General features: G+C 69.3%; 12 protein-coding genes. 6 read left to right on the plus strand and 6 right to left on the minus strand.

Going from position 1 to position 26,998, the window contains the following annotated elements; genetic code table 11:
- From ACFDS6_RS06515 to ACFDS6_RS06525, 3 genes are all read right to left on the minus strand, one after another.
- Positions 1–470, minus strand: a 470-nt coding sequence (locus ACFDS6_RS06515; RefSeq protein ID WP_375271311.1) for an FAD-dependent oxidoreductase, incomplete at its 3' end; no start/stop codon positions are given.
- Between the two features lie 182 nt (positions 471–652).
- Positions 653–8,134, minus strand: a complete 7,482-nt coding sequence (locus ACFDS6_RS06520; RefSeq protein ID WP_375271312.1) for an autotransporter outer membrane beta-barrel domain-containing protein — start codon at positions 8,132–8,134, stop codon at positions 653–655.
- Between the two features lie 360 nt (positions 8,135–8,494).
- Complete coding sequence (locus ACFDS6_RS06525; RefSeq protein WP_375271313.1) at positions 8,495–14,554, minus strand: M10 family metallopeptidase C-terminal domain-containing protein; 6,060 nt, start codon at positions 14,552–14,554, stop codon at positions 8,495–8,497.
- Positions 14,555–14,781: 227 nt separating this feature from the next.
- On the opposite strand from ACFDS6_RS06525, the gene ACFDS6_RS06530 reads away from it, so the two are divergent.
- From ACFDS6_RS06530 to ACFDS6_RS06555, 6 genes are all read left to right on the plus strand, one after another.
- Positions 14,782–15,261, plus strand: a complete 480-nt coding sequence (locus ACFDS6_RS06530; RefSeq protein WP_375271314.1) for a hypothetical protein — start codon at positions 14,782–14,784, stop codon at positions 15,259–15,261.
- A 204-nt stretch (positions 15,262–15,465) separates the two neighbouring features.
- A complete protein-coding gene (locus tag ACFDS6_RS06535; protein ID WP_375271315.1) occupies positions 15,466–15,948 on the plus strand; it encodes a hypothetical protein in 483 nt (160 codons plus the stop codon).
- A 183-nt stretch (positions 15,949–16,131) separates the two neighbouring features.
- Positions 16,132–16,269, plus strand: a complete 138-nt coding sequence (locus ACFDS6_RS06540; protein ID WP_375271316.1) for a hypothetical protein — start codon at positions 16,132–16,134, stop codon at positions 16,267–16,269.
- 99 nt (positions 16,270–16,368) lie between these two features.
- Positions 16,369–16,677, plus strand: coding sequence for a hypothetical protein (locus tag ACFDS6_RS06545; protein WP_375271317.1), 309 nt, complete (start codon positions 16,369–16,371; stop codon positions 16,675–16,677).
- Positions 16,678–16,850: 173 nt separating this feature from the next.
- On the plus strand, positions 16,851–18,869 hold the full coding sequence (locus tag ACFDS6_RS06550; RefSeq protein ID WP_375271318.1) for a calcium-binding protein: 2,019 nt from the start codon (positions 16,851–16,853) through the stop codon (positions 18,867–18,869).
- A 168-nt stretch (positions 18,870–19,037) separates the two neighbouring features.
- Entirely contained in the window at positions 19,038–21,494 is a 2,457-nt protein-coding gene (locus ACFDS6_RS06555) for a hypothetical protein (RefSeq protein WP_375271319.1), read from the plus strand.
- 704 nt (positions 21,495–22,198) lie between these two features.
- Here the strand turns inward: ACFDS6_RS06555 and ACFDS6_RS06560 are convergent.
- The 3 genes from ACFDS6_RS06560 to ACFDS6_RS06570 are packed head-to-tail and all read right to left on the minus strand — an operon-like array spanning position 22,199 to position 26,993.
- Positions 22,199–23,524, minus strand: a complete 1,326-nt coding sequence (locus ACFDS6_RS06560; protein ID WP_375271320.1) for an HlyD family type I secretion periplasmic adaptor subunit — start codon at positions 23,522–23,524, stop codon at positions 22,199–22,201.
- Positions 23,525–23,532: 8 nt separating this feature from the next.
- The gene (locus tag ACFDS6_RS06565) at positions 23,533–25,269 is read right to left on the minus strand and encodes a type I secretion system permease/ATPase (protein ID WP_375271321.1); all 1,737 of its coding nucleotides are present in this window, start codon (positions 25,267–25,269) and stop codon (positions 23,533–23,535) included.
- The gene (locus tag ACFDS6_RS06570; protein ID WP_375271322.1) at positions 25,266–26,993 is read right to left on the minus strand and encodes a TolC family protein; all 1,728 of its coding nucleotides are present in this window, start codon (positions 26,991–26,993) and stop codon (positions 25,266–25,268) included. The genes ACFDS6_RS06565 and ACFDS6_RS06570 overlap by 4 nt, the downstream gene beginning before the upstream one ends.
- Positions 26,994–26,998: the final 5 nt, after the last annotated feature.

Here is a 26,998-nt window from a genome sequence, read left to right on the forward strand (position 1 = left end):
CCCCATTGCTTGGCGGTGTAGCCGCGGAAGAACTTGTCGCACAGGTCCGGGCCGACCGAGGACAGCACCACGTCCTCGCTGGTGCGGATCGGATCGCGCGGCACGCGCACGTCCTCGATGAACTTCTGCACGCCCGCCTCGTCCAGGTCGAGGTCGTACAGCTTGTTGATCGTGGTGCGGTTGATCGGGATCGGCACCAGGTCACCCTCGACCTCGGCGAGCACGCGGTGCTCGTAGAAGCGCCAGTCGGTGAAGCGGCTGAGATACTCGAACACCCGCTTGGCGTTGGTGTGGAAGATGTGCGGGCCGTAGGGGTGGATCAGGATGCCGTGTTCGTCGAACTCGTCGTACGCATTGCCGCCGATGTGCGGGCGGCGGTCGATCAACAAGACGCTGTGCCCCGCGTCCGCCAGCTGGCGCGCGCAGACCGACCCGGCGAAGCCCGCGCCGACGATGAGATAGTCAACCATAAGCCTCGTATCGGATAGGAGAGGGAGGATCGCAGCCGCTTCTTGCCTGGCGGGCTAAACGCGCGGGTTAGTGGCGTCAGGGGTCGCCGATGTCAACGCGCAGTACGCCCGTGGCGGCGTGACGGGCCGCGTATGGTCGACGTGACCGCGCTTCCGCCACAACGGAAGCGCGGTTCGGTTGATCAGAACCGCAGGCGGACGCCGGTGCTGATCGATTCCTGATGGTCGTCGCGCCCGGTCTGCGCCGCCACCGTGCTGAACAGGTCGAGCCCGCTCGCCAGGCGGTAGGACAGGCCCGCCGCGGCGGTGCCGACCGCGCGCGCGCGCTGCGCGCCGAACGCGACCAGGTCGAACGGCCCGCCGGCGTATGCCGCGACCGCGTCGGTGCGGCGTCCCTCCACCTGGTAGCGCAGCCCCAGGCTGACGAAGGGGCGGAACGGCGCCGTTGACGCGTCGCTGCGCGCGAAGGTCACCCCGCCGTCGACGAAGCCCGACACGTGGCGGTCGCGCGCGACGTCGAGCGCGAACGCGCCGCCCGCCTCGTCAACGCCGTCGCGCGTGGTGCGCAGGTAGGTGACGCCGGCGCGCGGGCGCAGCGACCAGTCGGCGCCCGTGTCGAGCGCGTAACCGACCGACAGATCGGCGACCCAGCTGTGCAGGTCGTAGCGCCCGGCCGCGCGCGCCGCACCCGGCAGCAGGCGCACCGTATCCGTCTCGCCCCCGTCGTAGAGCACCGACGCGGTGACCCCCAGCCCGCCCGCGGCGTAGCGCGCGTGCGCACCCGCGACGAAGCCGTCGTTCTTGGTCACCGCACCCAGCGCGTCGATCGACTGGCGCGTGTTCAGGTAGCCGCCGAACGCGCCCACCGCGAGCGTCGCGTTGCCGTAGCCGATCCCGCCCAGGAAGCCGTAGCTGCGCGTGCGCGCCTCCGCCGTTCCCTCGACCGGATCGTCGCCCAGCGTGTGCCATTGCCCCACGGCTTGCGCGAAGGTGAACAGGCCCGAATCCTCCTGCACGGTCGCGAACGCCGGGCCGCGCGCCGCGCTCGCCAGCGTCAGCGCATTGTCGACGCCGGCCTGCGTCGCCGAGGCGTAGGCCTCCGGCGTCAGTTGCGCGAACGCGCGCGCGTTCGACGTGCCATCGGCGTTGAGCAAAGCGGGCAGGGCGGCGAACAGGTTGCTCGTTGCGGCCTGCGCCTGGAGGGTGATGTTGGCGTAGGAGATGGCGCGCTGCACCTGCGGCGTGAAGCCTGAGCCGCCCAGGAACTGGCCGAGCAGCTGGATGCGGTCGGCGCGCTGGACGACGAAGCCGAACAGCGCGTCGGGCTTCACCACGGTCGCGTAGCTGCCCCTGATTCCGCCGCTCGCCACGACCAGGTCGTAGGAGGTGCCGGGGCGGATCGCGCCGCTCGTGGTCAGTTGCAGCGTCGCGCCCTGCGCGATCGCCACCGATCCGTTGACGAGCAACCGGTCGGCGCCGGTCGGCGCGATCTCGAACGCCGACACCGACCCGCCCGTCAGCGCGACGTTGCCGTTGACGGTCATGGTGCCGATGTTCGCACCTGGACCCGCACCCGGGCTGAGCGTGCCCGCGACCGCCAGGTTGCCGTTGACCGTGCCGCCCGACCCGAAGGTCGCACCCTGCGCGACGGTGATCCGCTCTGCGTTGATGATCGAGCCGGTGAGGCCGATCAGTCGACCACCCGACATGTCGACAACGCCGAGCGCGGCATTGCCCGACATCGTGGCGACGCCGGCCGATTGCACGTAGCGCTCGACGTTCGAGATGCCCGCGAAGGCGACCGGCGCGGCCGCGCTGCCACCCGTTACCGCGAGCGTGTCGGTGCCCGCACCGCCGTCGACCTGGCCCGCGAAGCGTCCCGCGATCGTGAAGCGGTCGTCGCGCGCGCCGAACTGCACCTGATCGGCGGTCAGCACGCCGTCGCTCGCGATCGCCAGGTCGGTGCCCGCGGCGACGCGCTGCCAGGCTTGCGTGCCGGTCAGCGTCAGCGTGCCGTTGCCCTCGCTGGTGAGCAGCTCGAAGTCGCGCAGCGTGCCGCCGGCGAGCGTACGGTTGCCCGCCAGCGCGATCGTCGCGCTGTCGCTGCCCGCGCCGCCCGAGACGGTACCGGTGAGCGTCGCGCCCGCCGCCAGACGCAGCGCGTCGTTGCCCGCACCCAGGTCGATCACGCCCGCGAGCGTGCCGCCCGCGACCTCGATCGCCTGCGCGCCGCCATCGAAGGCGAGGGGGGCGTTCGCGCTGCCCAATGTGCCCGCGATCACCAGCGCATTGCCGGCGAGCGTCACCTGCTCGAACCCGGTCGCGGTGCCGACCAGCGTGACGGGCGCGTTGGCGGTGAAGCGCAGCGTGTCGTTGCCGGCACCACCCGCGTAGCTGCCCGTCGCGCGCGTCGTGCCGAGCGCCAGCACGTCGTCGCCCCCACCCAGCTGCACCGACGCGACGTCGCCGTCGACGACCAGCGTCTCGGCCGCGTCGCTGCCGATCACCTGCCCGACCGTGAAACCGCCGAGTGCCAGGTCGAGCCCGGTGCCCGACAGCGCGACCTGCTCGAAGCGCTGGTCGAGCATCAGCGACAGCGTGCCGGTCCCCTCGACCGCCAAGCGCTCGAACCCGCTGCGCCCGCCGATGCCGCCGCGGTTGCCCGCCAGCACGACGCGGTACAGGTCGGTGCCCGCGCCGCCGTCGACCGCGCCCGCGCTGCTGCCGGCGTAATCGACGAAGATGTCGTCGCCGTCGCCGAGCGACACCGCGCCTGCGATCACGCCGCGGTTCTCGACCCGGTCGTTGCCGCCGCCGAGCGCCACGCCGCCCGCGATTGTGCCGCGATTGTCGACCAGCTCGGCCGCGTCGCTGCCGGTGACGGTGATCGCGCCCGCGCTGGAAAGCGTCTGCCCCGCCGCGACGGTGATCGTGCCGCCGGTCACGTCAATCGTGTTGAAGCGGAAGTTGCCCGAATAGGCGACATTGCCCTCGCCGACCTGCGAGAAGCGCTCGAAATTGACGAACTGATCGCCGTTGACCGCGCCGCCGCCGGTCGCGTCGACGATCAGGCTGTCGGTGCCCATTCCGCCGTCGACCGTGCCGACCAGCACCGCGCTGGCGCGCTGCAGGAAGGTGTCGTCGCCGTCGCCCAGGAACACGTCGCCCTCGATCCGGCCGAGATTGTCGATCCGGTCGTTGCCCGCCGCCAGCGCGATCGATCCCAGGATCGTGCCGGTGTTGACGATGCGGTCGTCGCCGCCGCCATAGGCTTGAACGGCACCGGCGAGATATGCGGGCTCGCCGTCGCGCACGAACAGGTCGTCCTGGGCGAGCGTGGTGCCGCTGCCGCCGCGAATGGTGCCGCTGTTGGTGAGGTCGAGCGCGGTGCCGCGGGTGAGCAGCGCCACCGAGCGCTCGCCGGTCGCCTCGATCGTGCCGCTGTTGGTGATCGTGCTGGCGATGCGCGGTGCCGCCCCGATGCGCAGCGCGATCGCGGGCGCGGTGTAGGTCGCGTCCTGCAGGTTGGTCGGGTAGGTGCGCGTCGCGCCGCCGCCGTTGGCGCGCATGATGCCGCTGTTGGTGATCGAGATCGTGCCCGAGCCGCCCTCGCCGGCTTCGTTCATGTACACGTTGCCGCCGATGCCGCCAGCACCAGAGGCGTCGACCGTGCCGCTGTTGGTGAACGTGATGCTCGCCGCGGACGTGTCGTTGAAATTGATCGCGAGCGTCGCCGCATTGCCCGATGCCACGTTGCCCGATATCGCGTTGCCCGATGCCGCGGTGATCGTGCCGCTGTTGGCGAGCGAGATCGTCCGCGTCACCGTTGTCTCGCCCGCGGGCACGAAGGGGTTGGTCTGGATCTCGGCGTAGACGCCGTCGGACACCGTGCCGCTGTTGACGAGATCGATCGTCTGCGCGGCGACTTCACCCGAACCGATGGGGAAGAAGGGGTAGTAATCCGTGCGGATCGACGCATCCATCCCGCCGCTGATCGTGCCGCTGTTGGTAAGCGAGATCGTCTGCGCCGCGGCCGGTTCGATACTGGAAGCGTAGGACGACGAGTAGATGTCCGCGCTCATCCCGCCGCTGATCGTGCCGTCGTTGGTCAGCGACACCGTCTGCGTCGCGCCTGTCTCGGGCACGGTCGGCCCGTAGTAATAGGGCGAGATGTTCGCGAACAAACCACCGTTGATGAAACCGCTGTTGGTGGCGGTGACGGAGGTCGCGAATTCGCCGTACAGTGCAACCGCACGGTAGGATCCGCCACTGCTGATCGTGCCGCTGTTGGTGAACGTCAGCGCGTCGCTCGTATACAGGTATACCGCATTGTCGGTCAGCGTATCGCTGCCAAGCGTTCCGCTGTTGGTGAAGCGGCTGACGTCGCCGGCGAAACCGTTCGCGATCGTGCCCTGGTTGGTGAAGGCGAGCCGACGCGGTGAGCTGCCCAGCAGCGCATCGACGTAAGTGCCGTCGTCGGTGCCGACCGTGCCGTTGATCGTGGCGGTGTTGACGATCTCGCCGTCGCCCACCAGCGTCAGGTCGCCGGCGAAGGGCGCGTCGGCGCGCACCGTCACCACCGTGTCGGCGCCCACGGCCGCCACGCCCTCCAGCTCGAACCCGGTCGGCTTCGCGATGCCCAGCGTCACGGTGCCGCTCGCGCGGCGTGCCTGGATCACCGTGTCGTCGCCCTGACCGCCGTCGATCGTGCCGGAGATACCCGCGGTGTCGCCGAACAACACCAGATTGTCGTTAGCGCGGCCGAAGACGAGGTTGCCTTGCAACGTGCCGCCATCGGCGATGTAGGTGGTCGTCGAATAGGCATAATCGCCCAATGCCGCGACGTTGCCGGTGATCGTGCCGCGGTTGATCACCGTGCCGCCGTTGGTCACGTCCACCGCGGTCGCGCCAGCGATCGTGCCGCCCGCCTCGTTGATCACCGAGCCGTAGTAACTGCTGAACAGCGCGGTACCGCGCCGGCTCTCGATCGTGCCGCTGTTGGTGACGGTGCCCGTCGTATAGTTGTTCTGAACGGCGTTGCCGTCGCTGCGGATCGTGCCGCTGTTGTTCAGCGTTCCCACATTGTTGAGGGCAACCGCATTGGTGCCGGTGGCGGTGATCGTGCCGCTGTTGGTCAAAGCGCGCGCGAAGTTGATCGCGCTGCCGCCGCCGGCGACGGTGATCGTGCCGTTGTTGGTGACCCCGTTCCCGTCTCTGATCGCCGCGGCGGTGTAATAAAGGTCGGGCGTGTTGGTGACGGTGATGGTGCCGTTGTTGGTGACATCGGCGTCGCCAGCGCGGATTGCGGCGACGTTGAACGAGTTGAAATTCTGGCCGCCGGTCGTGACGGACAAAGTGCCGTTATTGACGATCGACAGGTCGGGCGTTTCGTTCGTGTCGCCGCCGGTCAGTTGCGCGACCGTCGAGATCGATGCGTCGATCAACGCGGTGTTGGTGGCGGAAAAGGCACCGCTCAGCGTCACGGTGCCATTGCCCGCCAAGCCGACCGAACCCGCCCCGCCATTCGCCGCGGTCAGCGCCAGTGCTGCACCGTTGCTGACCTCGAAGGCAAGTCCTTCGAAACCGCTGACCAGTGCGGTGGTGATGCTCGCATCGGCCTTCACACGGTAGCGCAGCGTGTCGAATCCCGCGCCCGCGTCGACCCCGCCGGCCGCCCCCGCGAAGGGACGCCCCGTGTCGCCCAGCGTCACCACCAGCGTGTCGTCGCCGCCGCCCAGCCGGATCGCGCCGCTGACGCTGCCACCATCGTCGACGAACAGGTCGTTGTTGCTGTCGTAGAAATAGCTGGAGGTGAAATCGACCGTACCGGCGATCGTGCCGGCGTTGAACAATCGCGCGTAACCGCTGCTCGCGACCGCGTTGGTGCCGCCCGTCACCGTGCCGCCGCTCGCGTTGATCAGCGTGCCGCCGATCAGCGCACCGGTCGTCCCGCCCGAGATCGTGCCGGTGTTGGTCAGCCGCCCGCTCGACATCTGCAGGCCGGTGGTCGCGCCCGCGATCGTGCCGCTGTTGGTTGAAGCATTGTACAGGTAGCCCGACAGGCCGATGCCCGCGGTGGAGCGGATCGTACCGCTGTTGGTCAAGGTGCCGGACATCGACGCAGCCGTGCTCGTCGCGGTGATCGTGCCCGAATTGGTGAGCTGCGAGGAAGCGCTGACCCCCGAACCGTTCACCGCGGTGATCGTGCCGCTGTTGGTGATCGTACCGAAGCTGCCGACCGCGTAGCGATAGTCATAGTCGAGCGTCGCGGTGATCGCCGCTTCGTTGGTGACGCTCACGCCGTAGGACGAGAAGTCGGCCGCAATCGCCGTACCGCGCGTGACCAGCGTGGCCTGGTTGATGACCGTGCCCGAGCCCGACAGCGCGACGCCGTCGGGCGCGTTGAAGGCGGACGACAGCGTCGCGGTCGCGCTGTTCGACAGGTCGAGCCCGAGCACCTCGAAATTGGTCGGCAACGGCGCGCTGGTGAGCGTCGTGTCGGCGTCGATGCCGATGAACAATGTGTCGCGACCCGCGCCGCCGTCGATCGTGCCGGTGATCGACGTGACGCGCCCGGTCGCCACGTCGTAGGCCGCGCGCAGCGTGTCGTTGTTCGCGCCGAGCGTCAGGTTGCCGTTGATCGTGCCGGTGCGCGTATCAACGATGCTCGACAGATATGAGGACGGATCGGCGATTCCCGCTGCCGTGACCGAACCGTTGATCGTACCCGTGTTGGTGAGCGACAGCGTGCCGCCCGCGTTGACCGCGGCCGCGACCGAGCCGTTGATCGTTCCCGCATTGATAAGCGACAGCGTCGTGCCAGCGGTGATCGCGGCGCTGCTGCCGCCGATCACCCCGTCCTTGTTGTTGGACACGTACATGGAACCCGTGCCGCTCACCGTCGCGGTCGTGCCGGTCGAGGTGATGCTGCCGGTGTTGTAGAGACTGAAGCTGGAGCGTGAGGTGGTGATGGCGCCAGCATTGCCCGCCGAGATCGTGCCGGCGTTGTCGACAAACGTCACGACCCCGGTGACGCTGCCGTTGATCGTGCCCGTCTTGTTGTTGTTGAGCGACAATGCCCGAAACTCGGTCGTGTCGGCGATGATCGCGCGGCCGTCGGTGCCGGTGATCGTGCCGGCGTTGGTCACGGAAGCGCTGACTCTGCCGACCGTGTTGGCGGGGTCGCGCCGGATCACGATGCCCTGCGCACCCGTGATCGTGCCGCCTGCCGCGACCGAGATCGACGCGTCCGCCGACGGATAGTTCGTCACCACCTCGCCCGGGCGGCAGAAATAATCGTTGATGGTGCAGATGGACGTCGTCGGCGCGCCGTTGGTGACCAGCACGCCCGGCGTGCCCGCGCCGCCGTCGACCAGGCCCGCGACGCTCAGCGACAGGCTGTTCGCGCGCAGCGTGATCGCCGCCGGCGCACCGCCGGCGCGCACGACCGCGTCCTTGGCTACGATCACGCGCGTGCCGCTGGTCGCGACGGTCAGCCCGTTGTCGTCGGTGCCGGTGCAATTGGTGGTGCCGTTAACCGTGGTCGGATCGGGGCTGCACTGCGCCGCGGCCGGCCCGCCCAGCACCATCGCCAGCGCGATCGCGCTCGTGCCCAGCGCATAGCTGCGCACCCGCTGCCCACGCAGCGCACCATTCAAGCTCATGACATCCCCCGACTTAGATCATCGCGGTAGGCAGACGCGACCAACCTTGTCGAGCGGGCGACGTCGAAACTGTAAAAATGTGCACGGCATCGGCGCCGCGCCGCACCGCTGAAGGCGTGCTTCGCGCCGCCTGTCCGGGAGGTTGCACCGGCTTGGCGACCGTGCGGTCGCGGCACCGGACCGGCGATCGCCGGTGCACTGCCTGGCGCGTCACCGGCCGGTCGCTGCGATCATGCCGGATCGGGCGCACAAAGGAACGGGCCGGCCTCGCGGCCAGCCCGTTGATTGAAGGTCGGTTCGTCACCACGGTGTTGCGCCGCACGGTCGCCGGGAGCGTGGCGCTCCCGGCGACCGTGAGCGTTACGCGATCACCAGGTGCTGGTTGGCCGCGTCGATCATGTCGTTGTGCCACGTCGGATTGCTGACCATCACCGCGTCGCCGACGCTGCCATGACCCGCATCGCCGGTGAACGCCGCCGCGAGCGCCGGGGCAGGGGCCGCCGCGCCCGCGGCGGTGCCGAGCGAGCGCCCTTCGGCGAAGCCGTAGGCGACGTAGTGCCGCGCCAGCGCTTCCTCGTCGGTACCGAACGCCGCCGCGAGATCCGCGTTCGCGGCCGCATAGGCTTCGGCATCGAAGGTCACCGCCCGGTTCTCGTTCGCACCGTACAGGATGTAGTGCTCCGCCGCCGCATCCTCGTTGGTGCCGAACGCCCGGATCAGGTCGCTGTTGGACGCGAGGTAGGACCAGCCGTCGAAGGTGACGGCGCGGTTCTCGGCTGCACCGAAGTTGATGAAGTGCGTCGCACCCGCGCTGCTGTCGGCACCGAAGGTCGCCCGCAGGTCGGCGTAGGAGGCGATGTAGTCGAGCGCGTCGAACGTCACCGTGCGGCCTTCGTTGAAGCCGAAGTTGACGAAATGCTCGACACCCGCGCCCGCGTTGGCGCCGAAGCCCGCGCGCAGGTCGGCGTTGCTCGCGATGTAGCTGAGCCCGTCGAACGCCTTGGTGGTGGCGACCATGCTGGCGAACGACTGCGCTGCCGTGTTGCTGAACGATGCCTGCTCGACCCCCATCACCTCGGTCGCGCTGCGCGACGACACGACAAAGGTACGATCGCCCGCGGTGACGACCTGATAGTCCGACTGGAAACCGCCGAGCGCCAGCGTGTCGTTGCCCGCGCCGCCGTCGACGCGGTCGGTGCCGCCCTCGGGCTTGAACGCGGCGAACCCGGTGACGAGGGCGATGGTGTCGTTGCCGTCCCCACCCAGCAGCGTGTTGCGTCCGGCGTTGCCGACCAGGTAATTGTCGCCCGCATTGCCCGTCGCGTCGATCGACGCCGTGCCGGTCAGGATCAGGTTCTCGACCTCGGCCCCCAGCGTGTAGCTGATGCTGCTCAGCACCGTGTCGGTGCCGCCGCCCGGGAATTCGATCACCTGGTCGCCGACATTGTCGATCACGTAGCGATCGTCGCCCATGCCACCGGTCATGATGTCGGCACCGATCCCGCCGTCGAGCAGGTCGTTGCCGTCGCCGCCGTTCAGCGTGTCGTTGCCGGCGAGACCGTACAGCATGTCGTCGCCGCCACCGCCGCTCAGCACGTCGTTGCCGGTCGCGCCGGTGATCGTCTCGTTGGCGTCGAACCCGGTCAGCGTCAGATTGCCGATGAACCCGTCGAAGTTATACGCGGTGAACCCGCCGGTGTAGCCGTTGCTGATCGCGAACAGCGTCACGAACCCGTTGGTCGTCCCGGCGCCGTCGCGGTCGCTCTGCAGCAGCAGGTCGGTGCCCGACTGGAAGAGGCGCAGGTGGCCGCTGGCGAAGGCGTTGCTGTTGGGCGTGTAGCCGGTCAGCCCCCGGTTGAGGAAGTCGGTCATCTCGAACCGGTCGCCCGTGTTGCCGACCTGGAAGTCGGTGACGCGGTTGCCGCGCGCGGTGGCCGCGACCTCGGCCGAGGAGGCCGCGGAGCTGCCGACGCCCAGCTGGATCGTGTCGCTGCCCGTGCCCAGCGTCAGCTGGTAGTTGTTGACGCCGGCTGCACCGCGCATGCTGATGCTGACGATGTCGTTGCCCGACCCGGCGTTGACCGTCGCGCTGGCGACACCGGTCAGGATGATGCGGTCGTCGCCCGCACCGCCATCGACGGTGACGTTGTCGAGCGCGCGGTCGCCGGTCGCGCCCGCCGACAGGTAGGTCGCGGTCGACAGGCCGTCGGCGACCGCGACAGGCGCCGCGGTCAGCGCGCCGCTGCGCAGCTCGATGATGTCGTTGCCGTCACCACCGTCCATGGTGATGTTGGTCGCGACCGTGCCCGACGCACGCGTCACCAGGAGGCTGTCGTCGCCGCCGTAGCCGTACAGCGCGTCGCTCTGGCCAGCGGTCGCGGTGCTGCTGACCGCATTGTCGATGATGAGGTTGAACTCGTCATTGCCGCGCAGCGTGTCGCCGAACGCGGAGCCGGTCAGGTACTCGATCCCGATCAGCGTATCGACGCCCTCGCCGCCGGTGTCCTGCGCGGTGCCCTGGATGCGCAGGTCGACGTTCACGCCCGCGGTGGCATTGACGTAGGTCGCGGTGTCGAGGCCCTCGCCGCCGATCAGCGTGTCGTTGCCGAGCCCGCCCGACAGCGTGTCGTTGCCGTACCAGCCGTCGAGGATGTCGTCGCCCTCGTTGCCGACCAGCGTGTCGAGCGTGCCGCCGCCGCGCACGACGTCGTTGCCGGTGCCGCCGCGGAAGATCACGCGCTCGACGCTGGTGAACGAGCCGATGTTGGTGCCGTCCAGCGTGATCGCGCTGTTGCCGTCGAGGTTGCCGAGGTCGAACGACACGCCGCCCGCGCGCCCGGTGTAATAGGCGTAGGCCGTGTCGGTGCCGTCGCCGCCGTCGAACGTGTCGTTGCCGCCGTCGTTGGTGTAGACCGCGGTGAGCGCGGTGGTGGCGTTGCCGATGCCGCCGACCAGCGTGTCGTCGCCGTCGCCGCCGCGCAGGATGTCGTTGCCCAGCCCGCCGATCAGGATGTCGTTGCCGGCACCGCCCTCCAGCACGTCGTTGCCGTCGGCGATGCCCGCGGTCGAGTTGAACGTGTCGACATAGTCGCCGAAGATCACGTCGTTGCCGGCACCGCCGATCAGCGTGTCGTTCATGCCGCCGCCGATCAGGCGATCGGCTGCCGCGCCGCCGACCAGCCGGTTGTCGGTGGCGTTGCCGCCGATCAGCGTGTTGGTGCCCAGCAGCGAGCCGTTGATGTTCTCGATCTCGCGCAGCGTGTCGCCTGCCGCCACACCCGCGGTCTGCGCGGTGGTGAGGTTGAGGTTGACCGAGACGTTGCCGGTCGCGGCGGAATAATCAACCGTGTCCGACCCCGCGCCGCCGGTGTAGATATCCGCCCCACCGCCGTCGAAGAAGATGTTGTCGCCCGCGTCGCCGGTGACCGTGTCGTTGCCCGACCCGGTGCGGACGTTCTCGAACCCGAGAATGGTGTCGTTGCCGACCCCGGTGTTCTGCGCGGCGGTGACGCTCAGGTCGACCGTGACGCCGGTGGTACCGGTGAAGGCCACGGTGTCGATGCCGTTGCCGCCGACCAGCGTGTCGTCGCCCAGTCCGCCCTCGATGACGTTGTCGTTGTCGTCGCCGAACAGCGTGTCGTTGCCATCGCCGCCGCGCAGGTTCTCGATCCCGCGCAGGGACGCGATCTGGCCGCCGGCGAGCACGGCGACGCCGTCGTTCGCGCCGCGCAGCACGGCGGTGATGCCGGCCGCGTAGTTCGCGAACGAAGCGGTGTCCGAACCCGCGCCGCCGTCGAGCAGGTCGATCGTGCCGGCTGCGTTGCCGCCGGTGCTAAGCGTGTCGTTGCCCGCGCCGCCGTAGATCGAATTCTCACCCGCGTCGCCGACCAGCGTGTCGTTGAACGCCGAGCCGAGCAGGTTCTGGAAGCCGGTCAGCGTGTCGGTGCCGGTCACGCCGGTGTTCTGCGCCGTTCCCTGCAGCGCCAGGCTGACGGTCACGCCCGCCGACGCGCCCGCGTACGACGCGGTGTCGTTGCCCGCGCCGCCGACCAGCGTGTCGTCGCCCATGCCGCCCTCGATCACGTTGGCGTCGGCGTTGCCGATCAGCGTGTCGTTGAGCGACGAGCCGATCAGATTCTCGATCCCGATCAGCGTGTCGCGGCCCGCCGCCACCGTGTTCTGCGCACTGCCCTGAATGTTCAGGTCGACGGTGACGCCCGTCGTGCCGCCGCCGTTGAACGCGTTGGTGAACGCCGCGGTGTCGTTGCCGCTGCCGCCGTTCAGCACGTCGTCGCCGAGCGTGCCCGCGATGTAATCGTTACCCTCGCCGCCGTCGGCGATCAGGCTGCTGTTGTTGGTCGCGGTGGTGGTGGTGGTGACGGCCGCCGAGTTCGCCAGCGAGATGTTGAGCTGGTAGGTCTGCCCCGCGATCAGCGGCTGCGCGGTCGCGGCGCCGTTCCATAGCCCGACGCGGATGTAATAGGTGCCCGCGGTGGCGAAGGTGTAGGCCAGGTACGCGTCGTCGTGGCCGGGATAGGACGGATCGCCCGCGCCGGTGTCGTTGGACGCGATCACCACGCCGGCCGAATTGACCAGCTCGATGAAGCTGTCGTCGAGCGTGCCGGGACCGTCGATGTCGAAGATCGCCTGCGAACCCGGCACCGTCACGTCGATGCGGTAATATTCGAGCGAGCCGCCCGCCGCGGTCGCGTTGATCGTCGCGTGCGGCAGGCTGGTCGAATTGGTAATCTCGGGATTGGCGTCGACGTCGTACGCGCCCGCGGTCGCGACCGCGGTCGCGATGCTGCCGTTGTTGGTCGACTGCGGCTTGGTGATGTCGGCCTGCGACGGCGCCGACACGGTGGTGGTGGTGGTGAAGCCGCCGCCGATCAGCCGGTCGTCGCCCGCGCCGCCCGACAGCGTGTCGTTGCCGCTGGCACCGCCCGACAGGATGTTGTTCTGGCTGTTGCCGGTGATGGTGTCGTTGCCGACGGTGCCCTGGATGTTCTCGATGCTGCGCAGCGTGTCGGTCTCGCCGTCGTGGGTGACGATCACGTCCGCGCCGGTGTCGTTCAGCGTCACGTTGACGCCGGTCGTGTTGGTGAACACCACCGTGTCGCTGCCCGCGCCACCGTCGAGCACGTTGTTGGCGGTGTTGCCGACGAACACGTCGTTGCCCGCGCCACCCTTCGCATTCTCGATCAGCGAGCGCGCGTCGTTGTTGTACAGCAGCGACATCGCGATGTTGCCGGGCGCCAGGTTGGTGAGGTTCTGGTACGCGGTGTTGTTGGCGAGCTGCGCCTGGTCGACGGTCGAGAACTCGCCCGGACGCAGGTCGATCGTGACGCCGTTCGCGTAGTTGCTGGCGTCGATCGTGTCGTTGCCGCCGCCGTCCCAGATGGTGGCGAAGATCTTGTTGCCCGACGGCGCACCCTGGCCGATGCCGTTGATGAACATCTCACCCGTCGTCTGGCTGAAGGTGTAGACGCTGTCGGTCGCGTTGGTGGTGTAGTTGGCGCCGTACATGTACTGCAGCGCGGCCAGGTCGTACTGCATGTAGGTCTGCGGCTGGTTGATCTTGTCGCCCGCGAAGCCGCCGGTGCCCGGCGCCGGGGTGTAGGTCATCAGCGACCAAGCCTGGCCGTCGCGGTCGGGGGTCAGCGACTGCGAGCCGAAGCGCGGGGACGTGCCGAAGTAGAACGACAGGTCGCTGTTGGTGTAATCCTGGTGCCCGTGCTTCAGCCCCATCGTGTGGCCGATCTCGTGCATCATGGTGGCGTAGCCCCACGTGCCCTTCAGCGCGAGGTCGTAGTACGGCTGGTTGGTGCGCCCGAACCAGATGTCGCCCGCCGCGCTCTGCTTGTCCGACGGGAACCCGCCGTAGGCCGAGCCGACGTCGTTGTCCGCGGTCTGCGAGATGCGGATGTTGGCGTGGGTGGTGTCGGTTTCGGTGATCTCGGTGAGCTTGAGGTTGGTCGCGGCGGAGATCTGCGCGAACGACGCGCGCGCGGCCGCCTGCTGCAAGGTGCCGAGATCGAGGTGGTAGCGGTCGACGCCGGCGGAGAGCGGCGTGCTGCCCTGGTAGTTCGAGCCCGCGGTCGGGAAGCTGTAGGTCAGCTCCTGCGTGCCCCACTTCGACCCGATCAGCGTCGCGTCGATGTTGCGGTTGCCGGTGAACGAGCGGCTGCCGTCAGGATTGGTGACGAGGTTGAGCAGCACGCCGAGCGGGTTGCCCTCGGGATTGGCGTCGGTGATCCCGTCGGTCGCGGCGCTGTCCTTGGCCTTGCCGTGCAGCGCTTCCTCGCGCAGCCCCTTGCAGATCGGGCAGTCGCAACCCTGCACCACGGTTTCGTGGGTAAGTTCCGCCAGCGGATCCCAGGTAACGCCGCCGTTGGTTGCACCCAGGCCAGTCTCGGACATGCTCATCGATCGTTCCCCTCTCGGCACGATTGTAAGGTTCCACCCGGCAAAGGCGCACGAAAGCCCCCGGATACCCACAAATCGCGACAATATAATTGTTTATTCATTGTCCTGTAATGTTGGTCAAGCGCTGAACGTGTCGGCTGTTACGATTATATGGCGCCGGCGCCGCGGTTCGATGATAGGGTCGCGACCGATGGCCGATCCCGGGCCGAGCGGAGAAGGCGATGCGGTCGTTCCTTGCCCCTTTGGCCAGTGCGTCCGCCGCACTCACCGCCTGCGCGTCCGAGACGGCCGAGCGGTCGGCTGTCGAGGTGACCAACGGCACGACCGGTAACGCCGCCGTCACCGCTGCTGCGTCGGCACCGGTAGCTGAGCCGGTGTCCGCGGCCGAGAACCCGCATCCCGGCACGTCGGCGAGCGCGCCGCGCGACGCCCCGGCCGAGACCCCGCGCGACGGCGATGCGCAGGGACGCCGAACCATCTCCACCGCGTTCGTCCGCCTGGGTCCGGGCGGCCACCTGCTCGTGACGCTGCGCGACGGCAGCGAACTGGCACTGCGCGACGTGACAATGGAGAAGCGCGCCTTCTGCGGCGTGGCCGTGGCGGGCGGCAGCGGCGAACGGCAATGCCGCGGCTATGCCGAGGTCGTCGCCGCGCGTGCGGTGGATGCGGCTATCGGCGTCGCGCCGGTGCCGCCTGGTTGAAGCGGCGCGATGCCGTGCGCGGGCATGCCGGCCGCGGTCTCGTGCAAGCCGGAGTGGTTCGCGCCCGCGCGCGAACGGCACTCCATTGCGACGGGTCATGGCTCGACAGGCTTGTGCCGGACGGCACGCCTTTGCCAAGGCTGCTGATGCCGCCGACCAGCGCCGCCGCGCCGTTTCACCAAGCGTAGACCCGGATCCTCACACATGCGTTCGTTCCCGATCGTCGCCTTGCTCTGCCTGCTCGCGGGCGCGTGCGACCAACCTGCGGTTTCCACCAAGCAGCCCGGCGGTCAGCCAGCCGACGCGCGGGAGCAGGCCGCACTCGAGCGGGACGTGACCAACATCCAGGCAGGCGTCGTGCGCGACACCAACGCGCAGCGGCTGGACGAGCTGGAGCGACGCATCGCGCGGATCGAAACCAACCCGGACAAGCTCGACCTCGAATTGCTCGCCAGCCGCGTTCAGGCGCTGGAGGTGAAGGCGGGGATGGACAGCCTGGCGGCGACCACGCCGGGCGTCCCCGGCGCGACGCCCGCACCCAGAGCAACGCCGTCGCCCCCGCAATCCCCCGCTAGGGCCTCATCCGGGCCAAAGCCCAAAGTTGCGCCGAGAGCCACGCCCACCAAGCCGGCGCCGCGCCCGCAATCATCGCCGTCGAACGGCGCGACGGAAGCGCTGAACCTCTGACACCCGGACTGGCGGTCCGCGCTCGCCATCCCGCCGTGACACATGATTGTAATAAAAAGGAACTGCGCGGGCAGATGATTAGCGATACGTTACCGCGTGCCGGCTGAGAGTCGGGGGGAGAGGATGATGTTGGGTCTCGATTGGTTTCGGGGGGCGCCTGACCATTGGCGCGAACGCGCCTTCATGGAAGCCGAGGCGCTGCGCATGACGCGGGTGAACGAACCGATCAAATACGCGATCGATCACATGAAGCGCGCGCCCTACGGCACGTTCCAGCGGCGACACTGGCGCTACATCTCGAAGGTGCTGGCGGAGGGCTGAGCCCCGCTTACCCGCCGGGCTCGGCATCGCGCCCGGCATCACACTCGCCGCCGCGTTCCCGCATGGCGCGACCCGTGCGCGGCGGTTAACGCAGTCGCGATGCCCCGCCTTTCCGCCAATGATGCCGCGATCAGTATCGCAGCCAATGTCGCGATCGTGCTCGCCTTCGCGCTGTTGGGCGTGGCGAGCCGGTTGACGTTTCAGACCACCGAGACGCGCTTGCAGATCCTCGGCTCCTGGATCCTCGCGCTGGCGGTCGACCGGATCGGCAAGCCCGCGATCGCGCTGCGACCCAGCCGTACCTGGTGCGCGCTCGCTGCCGCCGCGGCGAGCGCGGGCATGCTCGCGGTGCGCTGGCACCTCGAAGGATTGTGCCCGCACCGCTACGCGCCGCACTGCCTGCCGTAGGTCGCGCGAGCGATGCGCGGCGACGTCGATCGCCGGGGCCGATGGCCCCCGATCCGGTCGCGAGAGCATCCGGCCTCGCGAGCACGCCCTGTCAGTGTCGGCCATTTGATTGTTGCCGGGTAACCGGTTAGGAAAACACCGATAAATAGCCGTTTGGATGGGGGAGAGCACGGATGGTCGACGAGACGGGTTTCGATCGCGATTTCTATCTTCGCACCAACCCCGACGTCGCTGCGGCGGGCGTCGATCCGTACCAGCATTTCCTGCGTTTCGGCTGGCGCGAGAGGCGCAACCCCAACATCCTGTTCGACACGCGCTACTACCTCGACACCAATCCCGACGTCGCGGCCGCGCAGGTCGATCCGCTCAGCCATTACATGAATTTCGGCTGGCGCGAGGGGCGTGATCCTTCGGCCGCGTTCGACACGTCCAACTACCTCGACACGCACCGGGACGTGGCGGCAGCGGGGATCAACCCGGCGCTGCATTACCTGAATTATGGCCAGGCCGAAGGACGCGTGCTGACGCGCGATTACGCAACCGAGCTGCGCGAAGGGTTCGACCGCGCTTATTACCTGAAGGCCAATCCCGACCTGGCGGGTGCCGGGATCGACCCGTACGTCCATTACCAGGCCTACGGCAGGGCGGAGGGGCGTGCGCCCAACGCCTTCTTCGACCAGGCATTCTACCTGGCGCGCAACCCCGACGTCGCGGCCGCCGGCGTGGACCCGTTGCGGCATTTCCTGAAAGACGGCTGGCGCGAGGGGCGCGATCCTTCGGCGAACTTCAGTCTGTCGGAATATCGCACGGCAATGCGCACGCCGGCCGACGACAATCCGCTCACGCGCTACCTCGCCGTCGATCGCTACGCCCAGCTGCCGAGTGACCTGAACGGCCCCAACCCGCCGCAGATCATCCAGGCGCGCGGCCAGGCGCTGGATGCGATCCTCGCGGGCGCGGCGACGTTCGCGATCGACGGCGCGCTGACCCGCGTCACCGCTACCGCGTCGCCGCTGGACGGGCATGATCTGAGCGGCTTCACCAATTACCATCTCGGCCAGTCGATCGCCGACATCACGATCACCGGCAACGGACGCCTGCCGCTCTACATCCAGCTCGGGTCGGGCGACGACCGCGTCAGCGGCACGTTCGACCTGGGCGGACAGATCCTCAACCTTTTCGCGGGCGGGGGCACGCTGTTGCTCGATGCGCAGTTCGACAATGGCTATGCGGCGCTGAACGGAGGCAGCGCGGGCAGCACCGTCTCGACGCGCGGCAGCGCAACGGTCGGCTACACCGGCGGTGCGGGGGCGGACCATGTGACGCTCGGCGCCGGCAACGATTCACTGGAGGGTGGTGCCGGCACCAACTACCTGAACGGGGGCGGGGGCACCGATCTCGCGTCCTGGACGTCGCAGGTGCGCGCCGATCTCTTGACCGGCGAGGCCAAGTCGATCGGCGCCGGAGCGGCGTTCAGCGACACGCTGGTCAGCATCGAGAATTTGGGCGGCAGCGCGTTCAACGACGTCCTGCTGGGCGACGACCGCGCCAACGTGATCTACGGCGTCAACGTTTCTCCCAGCCCCAGCGGCGACGATATCCTCGCCGGACGCGGTGGCGACGACACCTTGTGGGGGATGGACGGCAACGACATCCTGATCGGTGGAACCGGTGCCGACGTGCTGATCGGAGGCGAGGGCGACGACCTGCTGATCGATGCGGCGGATGGCTGGGGCGTCAATTCTCGCAACCCGACCGCCCATGGCGGGGAGGGCAAGGACACGCTGGTCTACCTGCTCGGCGCGACCGGCGAGATCGGCCGCGGCAACTTCATGGACGGCGGGGCAGGCGCGGACACCTACGTCGTCGACGCGAGCCGCGGCGCGTGGGGCGACCTGGGCCTGCGCTTCAGCCAGGTCGACGGCGACAAGCTCGACCTGTCGGCACTGCGCACCAAGTCGGGCGACGTGCTGACGCTCGCCGACGTCAAGGCCGCGGCCTCGACGCCGTTCCAGGGCAGCACCACGATCGACCTGTCGGCGTTCGCGGACGCGAGCGGGCATGCCCTGAGCGGGCGGATCGTGCTCAACGACGTCTTCGCCCCCGCCGACCTGCGCGCCGGCGATTTCGTCTTCACCGGGGGCATCGACTGGAAAGCGGCGGTTCCGACCGATCTGTGGCCGACGATCTGACACGACGCCGGCGTCCGCGCTTACGCACCGGCGCCGACCGCGGCGTCGATCATGGTTCCCGCGTTGCCGCGCGCGATGGCGATGCAAGATTCACGATCGCGCCGTCCACCGATCGACACGTCGGTAAGTTACCATTACCAAGTTGCTGGAACAGGCGAGGGTCACGACGTGGCGATCATCTCGGGTAATTTCGTCGACGCATTGCTGTCGGCCGATTCCACCAAGCTCTACGCGATCGAGAACCAGCGCGTGACGGTGTTCGACGTCGCCAGCGGCGCGACGCTCGCGACCTACTCGCTCGGCAACGCGCTGGGCGGGGCCGACCTGTCGCCCGACGGCACCACGCTGCTGGTCGCCGACCGCGCGACCTATGCCGCCACCGACGCGACCAATCGCTTCTTCTCGATCAATCTCGCAACCGGCGCGGTGTCGACCTTCGCCGACACGGCCGCGCGCGGCAGCGGTTTCGGCGACGTCGCGTTCCTGACCAACACCACCGCGCTGGTGACGGGCGGCGCGACCGCGAACGGCACCACCGTGCGCTTGTACGACTTTACCACCGGCACCTACTCGGCCGCCAGCACGCTGACCGATCCGACGCTCAGCGCGTCCGCCGACCACAGCCACGTCCTGGTCGGCTCGAGCAACGCGCAGCGCCGCGCCGCGGTCTTCCGCGCGGACGGCACGCTGCTGGCGAGCGGCAGCGCGTCGACCCCGGGCAACATGCAGGGCACCAGCCGCGCGCAGGCGATCTCGTCGGACGGCGGGCTCGTCGCCTTCGCGGGCTATCCCGGCCAGTCGGGCCTCGCGCTGGCAACGAGCAGCTTCGGCTTCCTGCCGTCGCCCGCTGTCGCCGCACCGTATCTGGGCGTGTCCGCGCCGCTCGCGTTCAGCGCCGACGGCAAGACGCTGTTCGAGGGGCGCGGCGGGGTGATCATCGCGATCGACGTCGCGACCAGCCAGGCGATCGGCAGCTACGCGGTGAGCGGTGCGCCGCGACTGTTCGACAGCAACGGCGGGGCGATCGGTTTCGGCAACGCGATCCGCGCGAGTGCCGATGGCCGCTACCTGTCGGTGATCGCGGCCGGCGGAGTCGAGCTGATCGACCTGGCCACCACCGGTTACGTCGCGGGGTCGGGCAACGACACGCTGACCGGGTTCGAGCTGTTCGGCTTCGCGGGCGACGACACGCTGATCAACACCGACGCGAGCGCGCGCCCCGGCGCGGTCACCGGATATTTGTACGGCGGAACCGGCGACGACCGTTACTATATCGACAGCGCCAGCACACAGGTGATCGAATATGCCGGGCAGGGAACCGACACGATCTACAGCAGCGTCGGTGGCTATATTCCGGCCAATGTCGAGAACATGGTCATCACCGGCACGGGCGCGAACGGCGCGGCGGGCTACGGCGGGTACGGCAACGATCTCGACAACGTCATCACGGGCAGCGCGCTCGCCGACCGGCTCGACGGGTACGGAGGCAACGACACGCTGATCGGCAACGCGGGCAACGACGACCTGCGCGGCTTCGACGGCAACGACACGCTATCGGGCGGTGCCGGCGACGACGTGCTGAACGGCGGTGCGGGCGACGACCTGCTGGATGGCGGCCCGGGCAACAACCGGATCGACGGCGACGCCGGCAGCGACACGCTGGTGCTGGCGGGCGCGCGCGCGAGCTACACCGCCCTCGTCATCAACGGTCACGATTACCTGATCGGTGCGGAGGGCGCGAACCAGGTCGCCAACGTCGAGCAGGTGCGCTTCGCCGACGCGACGGTCGGCTTCGCGGACACGATCGCCGGTGCCGCGCCGTTCGACGCGCTGCGCTACATCGCCTCCTACGGCGACCTGATCCGCGCCTTCGGCAATGATCCGCAAGCGGGTGCGCGCCACTTCGACGCCTTCGGCTTCGCCGAAGGGCGCAGCCCCGGCGTGTTCGACGGGCGCGAGTATCTCGCCTCCAATCCCGATCTGGCGGCTTTGTTCGGCAACAACGCCTCGTTCGGCGTGTGGCATTACGTCAACTACGGCTTCAACGAAGGCCGCCCGACCACCAGCTTCGACGCGCAGCAATATCTCGCCGCCAACACCGACGTGCTGCGCGCGTTCGGCAACAACCCCGACGCCGGGCTGACGCATTATCTCAGCTACGGTGCCGACGAGGGCCGCGCGACCGGCGGGTTCGACGCGGTCGGCTATCTCCTGTCCAACCCCGACATCGCGGGTGCTGGCTACGGTGCCACCGGGGCATTCGCGCACTGGCTGGTCTACGGTGCCGCCGAAGGCCGCGCCGGCGACGCCGCGTTCGGGCGCGAGCAGGGCGACCACGCGCTGCCGCTCGGTACCGCCGCCAGCCAGGCGATCGACCGCGCGGGCGACCACGACTGGTTCCAGCTCGACCTCGCCGCCGGGCAGCAGACGCGCATCGACGTGTCCGCCGCGTTCGATCAGCGGGTGAGCGTCCACGACGCCGCCGGTCACCTGCTCGCCAGCGCGAGCGGCACGAACGGCCACGTCACGCTCGACCTGGCCGCGGGTGCGACCGGTGCCTATTACGTGACGGTCGAGGCACTGGATGCCGCCGCGCAGGGTAATTACTCGATCATCGCGGGGTAGCGAGGGCACCATAACCCCGTCGTCGTGCGTGGGTACGTATAGAGGCACTGTCCTGCACGCCCTTGCACCTGCAACCCCCCGCGATGTTCCTTGACAGCGCGACACACCGACGCGCGCGCCCGTATAGGAGTGCGACCTTTCGCGACCTTCCGGCACCCAACCGAATTGGAATGTAGCGCCGCAATGTCCGCTTTCGCCCGATTGCGGACGTTACCCTCGTGCGTTCTCTTCTTCCGTCCACCAACGGAGGTCGTGCGCTTTCCCACTCTCCCGAACGACACCTTCGACAGCCGTGGCGAGACGCTCAACAGTGTCCGTAGTAGGCAATCGGCTGAACCAGCGACGAACGTAAGGCGTGCTAGGTTCAATGAAGCAGAGCAGCCCATCATTCCACTCGTCATAGTGGCCGCATCCAACCCAGAGAGGAAATGCTTCGTTCGCGATAGCAACATGCCAACCCCAATCCTCGGCAAACACATCGGTCACGCTGAAACCGTGCTTGGGAAGTTCCTCTCTAAGGACGGCAGCGACGAATTTACCGCCCGGAGTGCCTTCTTCCGAAGCAGGGTCAGACAGTTGAGAGGAGCGAAACTCTAGTCTCGTGCGCACTGGCTACGCCTAGTGCGATGAATGTCCGCTTTCCACCAAAAGCAGACATTCCAGGCTTATCGAAACCTGCGACACGCCGACTGGGGTGACCGCCGCTACTCCCGTAGCGCTTCCTCGCTCAGCCGGGTGAACGGCGTCAGGATATAGGCCATGACCGAGCGCTTGTCGCCGATCAGGTTGACGTCCGCGGTCATGCCGGGGCCGATCGCGAGGCGGCGGCCTTCGGGGTCGCGGAAGTTCTCCGCGTCGGCGCGGACGCGGACGATATAGTGGCTCTCGCCGGTGCGCTCCTCGACGGTCGCGTCGGGGCTGATCGTGACGACGCGGCCCTCCATGCCGCCGTAGATGCCGGATTCGTAAGCGGTGATGTTGACGCGCGCGCGCTGGCCGATGCGCACCGCGGCGATGTCCTTGGGCGCAACCAAAGCCTCGACGGTCAGCGCGTCGGCGCTCGGCACCACCTCGACGATCGGCTGGCCCGCGCCGACGCTGGCGCCGACCGTCGAGACGAGCACGCGGTTGACGCGGCCGTCGACGGGGGCGGCAACGGTCGCGCGGCCGAGCCGGGCGACCAGCGCGGGCATCGCCTGACGCCTGGCGCCCAGTTCCCCTTGCGCCACCGCGAGTTCGGTGCCCGCCTGCGCGCGCCACGCAGCGCGTGCCTGCGCCATGCTCGCGCGCGCCTCGGCGACGCTCGCCTGCGCGCGCGCGATCGCCGCCGACGCCTGCGCCGCGTCGGTGGTCGCGACCGCGGCCGCATTCTCGTACTGGATCAGCGTCATGCGCGGCTCGATCCCGCGCTCGACCAACGGGCGCATGACCTCGAGCTGGCGCCGGGCGCCGTCGCGTGCCGACACGCGCGACTGGTACGCCGCCTGCGCCTCGGCCACCGCGCGGTTGGCCTGCGCCTCGCGCGCGGCCGCTGCTGCGGTGAGGCTCGCGAGGTCGCTCATCCGCGCGGCGTGGAGCGAGCGCTCGATCGCGATCTGCTCGGCGATGTCGGGGCTGGTCGCAGGGGGATAGACCGGCTCGCGCCCCGCAATCTCCGCCTCCAGCCGCGCGATCTTCGCCGCCAGCGCGCCGACGGTCGCCTGCGAGCTGCCGAGCTCGGCGCCTGCCTGCGTGCGGTCGAGCCGGACCATCGGCTGCCCGCGGCGGACGAGATCGCCCGCGCGTACCAGGATCTGCGACACGATCCCGCCCTCTAGGTTGCTCAGCACCTGCAGCCGGCTGGACGGCACGACGCGGCCGGGCGCGTGGACGGTGCGGTCGAGCTTCACCACGCTCGCCCAGATCACGAAGATCACGACGAACGCGACGATCAGCCATAGCAGCAGGTTGGACAGCGCCTTGGGCCTGACGCGGTCGGCCAGGTCCTCCAGGTGGGTGTGGTGCGTGTCGGTCACGGTGGTATCGGTCATCGGATCACTCATGCCACGGCGCGCGGGCGCTGGAGCGCCTGGAGCACCTGGTCGCGCGGGCCGTCCTGCACCACGCGGCCGCCCTCGACCACGACGATGCGCTCGACCAGCCGGAGAAGCGCGGGGCGGTGGGTGATGAGCACGAAGGTGCGGCCCTTCAACTCCGTCTCCAGCCGCCCGATCAGCTGCGCCTCGCTGCCCTGGTCCATCGAGCTGGTCGGCTCGTCGAACACCACCAACTGCGGGCGGCCGGCGAGCGCGCGCGCGAGGCTGATCGACTGGCGCTGCCCGCCCGACAGCCCTTCGCCGCGGTCGGTGAGGCGCAGGTCGTAGCCGTTGGCGAGCTGCCCCATGAAGGCGTGCGTGCCCGACAGTTCGGCGACGCGCAGCATCTCCGCGTCATCGACGTGGGGCCGCTCGAGCACGATGTTCTCGCGCACCGTGCCCGACAGAAGCACCGGCTCCTGCAGCGCGGTGCCGATCAGGCCACGCATCGCTTGGCGGTCGTATTGCCGGATGTCGGTGCCGTCGATCATGACGAGCCCTTCCTGCGGCGGGTAGAGCCCCAGGATCAGCCGCGCGATCGTCGACTTGCCCGACCCGATCCGGCCCAGGAGCGCGACGCGCTGTCCCGCGGGAATGACGAGGTTGAGTCCGTCGAGCGTCTTCTCCGCCGCACCCGGGTAGCGGAACTCGACGCCCTTCAGCTCGATCCGCCCCTCGAACCTGGTCGGGTGGAGCGCGCCCGCGCCGGGCTCCTCCGATCCCGTCTCCATCATCGCGTTGATCTGCTTGTACGCGGTGCGCGTCGCCGACAGGCGGGTCAGCAAGGTCGCGATCGTCGCGAGCGGCTGCACCGCGCGCCCCGACAGGATCGAGCAGGCGACCAGCGCGCCCGTCGTCAATCTGTGGTCGGCGATCAGGTAGACGCCCGCGACGACGGTGCCGGCATAGGCCAGCGTATTGGCCGACACCGACACGGTGGTCGCGATCGTCGACACCAGCCGCTGGCGCACCGACGAGTCCGAATGCTGCTCGTTGGCGCGCTTCCACCGCCGGCCGAGCAGGCGGCCTGCGCCGCTGGTCTTGACCATCTCGAGCGCGCCGACGGTTTCCACCAGCACACTCTGCTTGGTCAGCCCCTCGCTCATCGACTTGGCCGACAGCCGGTCGAGCGCGGGGCGCGTCAGCCAGCCCGCGCCGATCACGAGCGGGATCGCGGCGAGCGGCACCCACACGATCGGCCCGCCCAGGATCGCGATGAACGCGAGCGTCACCAGGATGAACGGCACGTCGACCAAGGCGGTCATGGTGGCGGAGGCGAAGAAGTCGCGCAGCGTTTCCAGCTCGCGCATCATGCCGGTCAGGGCGCCGGTCGATCCCTTCTTCTGGTCCAACCGGATCGCGACCAGCCGGCGAAACACGCGCCCGCCGATGTCATGGTCGATGTCCGCCCCCGCCAGGTCGGTGAAATAGGCGCGCAGGATGCGCAGCAGGAAGTCGAACACCACCAGGATCATCAGCCCGATCGACAGCGCGATCAGCGAGGAAAAGGCGTTATTGGGAACGACGCGGTCGTAGACGGTCATCGTGAACAGGGAGGTGACCAGCCCAAAGATGTTGATCATCGCCGCGGCTACCGCGACCTTCAGGTAGGTGCCCTTGTTGCGCAGCATCGGCTCGATCAGCCACGGCGCGAAACGCGGGCGCGGGTGGTCGACCGCGTGGGTGTCGGTGTCGGTCATCGTTGGTCCAGCGCGGCGGGTTGGATGTTGAGCGCCGGCAGCAGCCGCCCGGTGCGGGCGAGCAATGCGTAGCGCGCGGTGTCGAGTTCGATCGTGGTCTGGATGAAGCGCGCGGCGACGCCGAAGTAATTGTTGTCCGCCGCGAGCAAGTCGAACAATGTCCCGCGCGAGACGCGGAAACGCTCCGCCAGCACGTCGCGCGAGCGCCGGCTGGCGAGGTAATTCTCCTCGATCGCTCCTTGCGCGTCGCCGAGTGCGGCGACGTCGGCGAGCGCGATCTCCGCGTCGCGGCGCACCTCGATCTGGGTGCGGCGCAACCGCGCGTCGGCGCCGCTCGCGCGCGCCTGCGCCTGCCCGATCCGCTGGTCGATGCCGCCGCCGATCCGCATGCTGAGCGTCACGCTGCCGCGGATGTCATAGTCGCGCGCGGTCTCGACGATGCCGTAGCGCCCGGCGTCGATCCCGGCGGACAGCTGCGGCAACCGGTCGCCCTGGAGCGCGCGCACGTCGGCGCGCGCCGCCTGCACGCCCAGCCTGGCGGCGCGGACCAGCGGTAGCCGGTCGGTCTCGCCCGCGAGGGTCGCGGCGGTGATCCCGCCGAGTGCGGGCACCGGCGCGCGCGCGAGGTCGGCGGGCGCGGGCTCGCCGATCACCGCGAGATATTGCGCCTCCGCGCTGGCGAGCTGGCGGCGGAAATCGGCGAGCTGCGCCGCGGACGCGGCGATGTAGCTGTCGACCTGCGCGATGTCGCCCGCCGCCGCCGCGCCCTGGCGGATGCGCAATTCGATGCTGCCGCGCAGATCGCGCTGGCTGTCGCCGAACGCCTCGCTCAGGCGGACCAGCGCGCGGTAGCCGTAGACGTTGTACCACGCCGACACCGCCTGGAGCGCGAGGCGGGTGGCGGTATCCTCGACGCTCGCCTGCGCGCTCTCCAGCCGCGCCTGCGCGGCGCGGATGCGCGCGTTACTGGCGCCGAAGTCGATCACCGGCTGCTGGATGCGCACGAGCCCGTCGGTGCGCGCGCGCGGGCGCGAGCGTTCCAGCACGTTGAGCGGATCGTTGGAGAAGGCGCGATCGATCACCTGAAACGTCGAGATCGACAGATCGGCGGTCGGCAATTGCCGCGCGCGCGCCTCGCCGCGGGCCTCGCGCGCCTCGTCGACCTGCGCCCCCGCCTCGTCGAGCGACGGGTTGCGCGCCACCGCCGCGCCGATCGCGCGCGCGAAGGCGTCGGTGCCGGTCTGCGTGCGCGCCAGTTGCAGGATCGGGTCGCTGCCTGCATCGATGTGGAGCGGATCGCCGCTCGGCACCGGCAGCCCGCCGGGACGCGCGCGGCGCGGCAGCGCGTTGTCGGTCGGGATGGTGGGCAGATCGCCGCGCGGTGCGGTGGGGGCGGGCGCGATGCTCGGCCCGAACGGGATCGGCGCCGGCGCGGGCGACAGCGGCGAGCCCGAGGGCACCTGCGCGGGCGACGACGGGGGCAGGGACGATGGGGGCGGCGAGGATGGCAGGGGACGGGGCGTCGCGCCCTGCTGCGGATTGACCACCAGCGACCCCTGCGGCTCACCGCGCGGCGGAGGCGCGAGCGTCGACTGCGCGAGCGCGGGGGCGGCGAACGCGAGCGGGGCGAGGAGCACGGTGGACAGGCTGGCGCGGCGGGCACGGTGCCGGACGTCGCGCCGCGCGGTGCAGGCGGACGCGTCGCACAGTGCTGCGCGCGTCAACGCTT

Source organism: Sphingomonas sp. (genome assembly GCF_042095875.1).
Lineage (GTDB): Bacteria > Pseudomonadota > Alphaproteobacteria > Sphingomonadales > Sphingomonadaceae > Sphingomonas.